Here is a 3,444-nt window from a genome sequence, read left to right on the forward strand (position 1 = left end):
CCGATGCTGATCGAAGAAGCCCGTCGCCAAGCGCGTCGTGAAGACACACCACCACATCGGAAACCACTACACGGGAAGGGGAACAGTCGCAGATGAACCGAACCCACACCTGGAACGTCCTGGTGAACCCGGACCGCGTCGACCACCCCATCGACCGCCGATACGCACGGCTGTCCGGAGTACATGACAGGTTCGACACCTATCTATTTACTGCCGCTGTCATATGGGCTGCCATCAGCGCGGGCATACTCTCCCTGCTCGTGCCCGCCGTGGTGGCCGCCCCGATCATGGCGATCATCACCATCGCCGCAGTACACGCAGCACGCGTGAAGTACCGAGCGAAACTCGGCGAAGCCCGCGCCGCCGCCAGAGAACTCGACGACACAACCGGGCCGATCGAGATCACACGCAGCAGCATCCTCGACCCTGTCCTGCGATCGCACGCGGACCGGGCCGTCACCGCACAGAGTCGGATCATCGGCTCGGTGGCCTTCCAACACGGCAGTCTCGGAGATCAGGAACCGATTGCGAGGAACGTCGCCGTAACGACGTGGCGAGCAGTGTCGACGGCCGCCGCGCTAGACAAAACGCTGATCGCTAGAGCGAATCTGTCAGCGACACTGAACGATCGACAGATTCCAATGGAATCGGTGGAACTCGAATCGCGAAACGCCGAGCTGTCGATTACCGCCCGACAGACATCGATCGACACGGCAACCAGCGAATTAGTGACCCTCGCCGAGAAAGTCACCGAACTCGACAGTCGACTCCTCACTCCCGCAGCGCGCGAACACCTTCGAAGCCTCGTCGACACACCACCCACGACGGCTAGCGGAGGCGATGAACTCGCCGCTCGCATCTCCGCTGCACACCAAGTGCTCGACGCTGGCGGTTCCACCCCACAATCCCTACCGCTGCGCCAACAGTAAAAGGCCCGCTCAACACTGTTATCGCTGGTCGTCGCCGGGCTGACCGCACACGCCAGCCCTGCAAAAACACCGCGAGCCTGTCCGGCTCAGTCGCCGCCGGCCAAAGGATCCCACCTGCGGATTGTCGACGCTATTCGATTGCGCCCGTGCCGCACTCACTACGAGATCTCAATAACTTCATGGCATCGGAGCTGCACACACCGCCCCCACCGGGGCCGATCCTTGGAGGACATCATGACCGCATCGACCACCCTTCCCCGCCCCGCTCACCGCCTGCCCGCTCAGGCCGTGCTCGGCACCGATGTCGCCGGATCCCGCGACACTGCAGAAGCGTTGCGCACCGCCGGACTGGACTGGGGCCTGACCGTGCACAACACCGACCACCTGACCCTGATGGGCGAGTCTGGCCTGATCAACACCTCCCTTCCGGGGCAGCGACTGATCATGCGTGACGACACGTACCAGGGGCTTGCCGTCGTCGGTTCCCGCTACACGCCGGTGACCAACGCCGACGCGTTCGCAATCGCCGACAACGCAAGGGATCTCGGCGCCACCTTCGCCCACGCAGGGTCACTCGACCACAGTCGTAAGACGTTTCTGACGATGGATCTCCCGGAGGCACGCGTTCGTATCGGAGGAAAGGACGTCGTGGACTTCGGGATCGTTATCCGGACTTCGCACGACGGGTCAGGTTCCATCTCCGGTGAGATCAGCGGAAAACGGCTGGTGTGCATGAACGGCATGACAGTCGGTATCGGCGAAGCGCAGCGCTGGTCCATCCCGCATACCGCCTCCGCGCACAGCCGCATGGCCGAAATCCTGCTGCAGGGCGCGTTTCGATACGCGAAGAGTTTCGCGGCGGTCGGCGAAATGCTGATCTCTCAGCCGATGACCAGTCGAGAGTTCGCGGACTACATCGATGCCCTCTACCCGAAGCCGGAAGAGTCGCAGAAAGCCGCACGCACCCGGTGGGAGAACCGTCGAGGCGAACTCATGCAGTTGTTCAACATCGCCAACACCCAATCCGAAGGCCGCGCGACGCGGTGGGGCGCACTGAACGCAGTAGTGGAGTGGGAAGACTGGGGGCGCGGCGTCCGCACCAGCACCGGTGAAAGCGTCGACCAGGCTCGAGCCGCCCGCCAGTTCACCAACACTGACTCGGCGGGAACGAAACAGGCCGCTTATCGCATGCTCACGCACGCATAGGCTCGAGAACACCAACCCACCCCGGGCATAGTCGCCGGGGTGGGTTTCTTGCGTTCACGACCCTTACTGCTGCGACCAGCGCAGGCACCAGAAGCGGCCGAACCCGAGAACGGACGAAACCCGGGCCATAAGGTGAGACGCACCGACGCCCGCCGCACCTCGAAAGTTGCCGATGCCAGCACTCGACACATCCGCCGACGACGACAACGCGCACGCGCTGGCAGCACTGGACCAGGAAATCGCCGAAACCCGGGAACGAATACAGAACCGATCCCGCGACATCGCCGACGCCAACACACGCAGTCAGCGACTAGCCGAAGCCCACACCGCCGCACTCGCAGAACAACGTGCCACCCCCGAAGGCCTGTCCACCTCCATGCGAACACTCGAGCTCGCGCTACTGCACCGCCGCCCTCCCGCCGAACTGCGGAAGCTCCAACGCCTCCACGTACAAGCAGAGATCGACGCAGCAGCCGAATACCGTGCGCGCGTCGCCCGCTGGGGCCACAGCCCCGGTGACGGCCCCCTGCAGGCCTGCCCTCTCGGAGGCTGCGAGTCGTTCGTCTCCTGGGCCCTGCACCTGAATATCCTCGGTACCTACCGTTACAGCATCGACCACCCATCGGATTCCGTGGCCGTTCGACTCACCCGCCCCGGCGACGGAAGCCGAAATCTACGAACGAAGATCAACGTCCGAACAGCTCTGATCGATGCAGAAGGGTTGACCTTGGCAGTCGTAATCGCGGCAGCATTTGCCAACCCGATCGAAGACGCGAAGCTGCGTCGCTGGCTCGACGAGCACTACAACCCGATCAAACGGAGCCTGTCCGCCTGACCCGATCTGCCGGCTGGGAGGAGCACCGTCACCGCGGTCCTAAGTTCGACCGCGGTGACGGCGGAGCTGCGGTGCCTGCGAGGTGGCTGATGGAATCGCGTCAATATACGGACATTTCGCGGAAGCAGTATCGTGGAGGCATGGCAACACTAGTGACAGCAGTCAGCACGGGCTACCCCGTGCTGACTGCTGCTCACTATCGGGCCTTCGATTCCGCGGAGCGGGCACTGCGTATACCTGCAGTCGCTGAGGTCCAGCGGAGGATGAGCCAACAGCTCTTGAATCCTTTCCGCGACGCGTACCGTTCTGTGTCTCAAGCTCGCGAAGATGCGATCCGTGCTGTGTCGCCGTTGCGCCAGGTTTTCGATCAGCTCATGGAAACCCGACGGCAAGTCGGATCGTGGTTGTCCAAGTACAACCCATTCCAGCCGCCGAAAGTCACCGGCCTTGACGAACACCTCTCTCAGTTCAGAC

Annotated in this window: 4 protein-coding genes; all 4 read left to right on the forward strand. The window is 63.0% G+C overall.

The features are described 5' to 3' along the window. Positions 1–92: 92 nt before the first annotated feature. Complete coding sequence (locus A2J01_RS04985) at positions 93–929, forward strand: hypothetical protein (protein ID WP_064112214.1); 837 nt, start codon at positions 93–95, stop codon at positions 927–929. A gap of 234 nt (positions 930–1,163) precedes the next feature. Then, entirely contained in the window at positions 1,164–2,135 is a 972-nt protein-coding gene (locus A2J01_RS04990) for a DUF932 domain-containing protein (RefSeq protein ID WP_058228304.1), read from the forward strand. 172 nt (positions 2,136–2,307) lie between these two features. Further along, on the forward strand, positions 2,308–2,970 hold the full coding sequence (locus tag A2J01_RS04995; protein WP_064112215.1) for a hypothetical protein: 663 nt from the start codon (positions 2,308–2,310) through the stop codon (positions 2,968–2,970). Between the two features lie 140 nt (positions 2,971–3,110). Further along, the coding region (locus A2J01_RS05000) for a hypothetical protein (protein ID WP_156519171.1) at positions 3,111–3,444 on the forward strand (334 nt) is incomplete at its 3' end.

Source organism: Rhodococcus sp. EPR-134, assembly GCF_001647205.1.
In the GTDB taxonomy this organism is placed as follows: domain Bacteria; phylum Actinomycetota; class Actinomycetes; order Mycobacteriales; family Mycobacteriaceae; genus Rhodococcus_F; species Rhodococcus_F qingshengii.

Bases quoted from the DNA above. Each gene is read 5' to 3' on its own strand.
- A2J01_RS04985 (WP_064112214.1), top strand. From the start codon at position 93: ATGAACCGAACCCACACCTGGAACGTCCTGGTGAACCCGGACCGCGTC.
- A2J01_RS04990 (WP_058228304.1), top strand. From the start codon at position 1,164: ATGACCGCATCGACCACCCTTCCCCGCCCCGCTCACCGCCTGCCCGCT.
- A2J01_RS04995 (WP_064112215.1), top strand. From the start codon at position 2,308: ATGCCAGCACTCGACACATCCGCCGACGACGACAACGCGCACGCGCTG.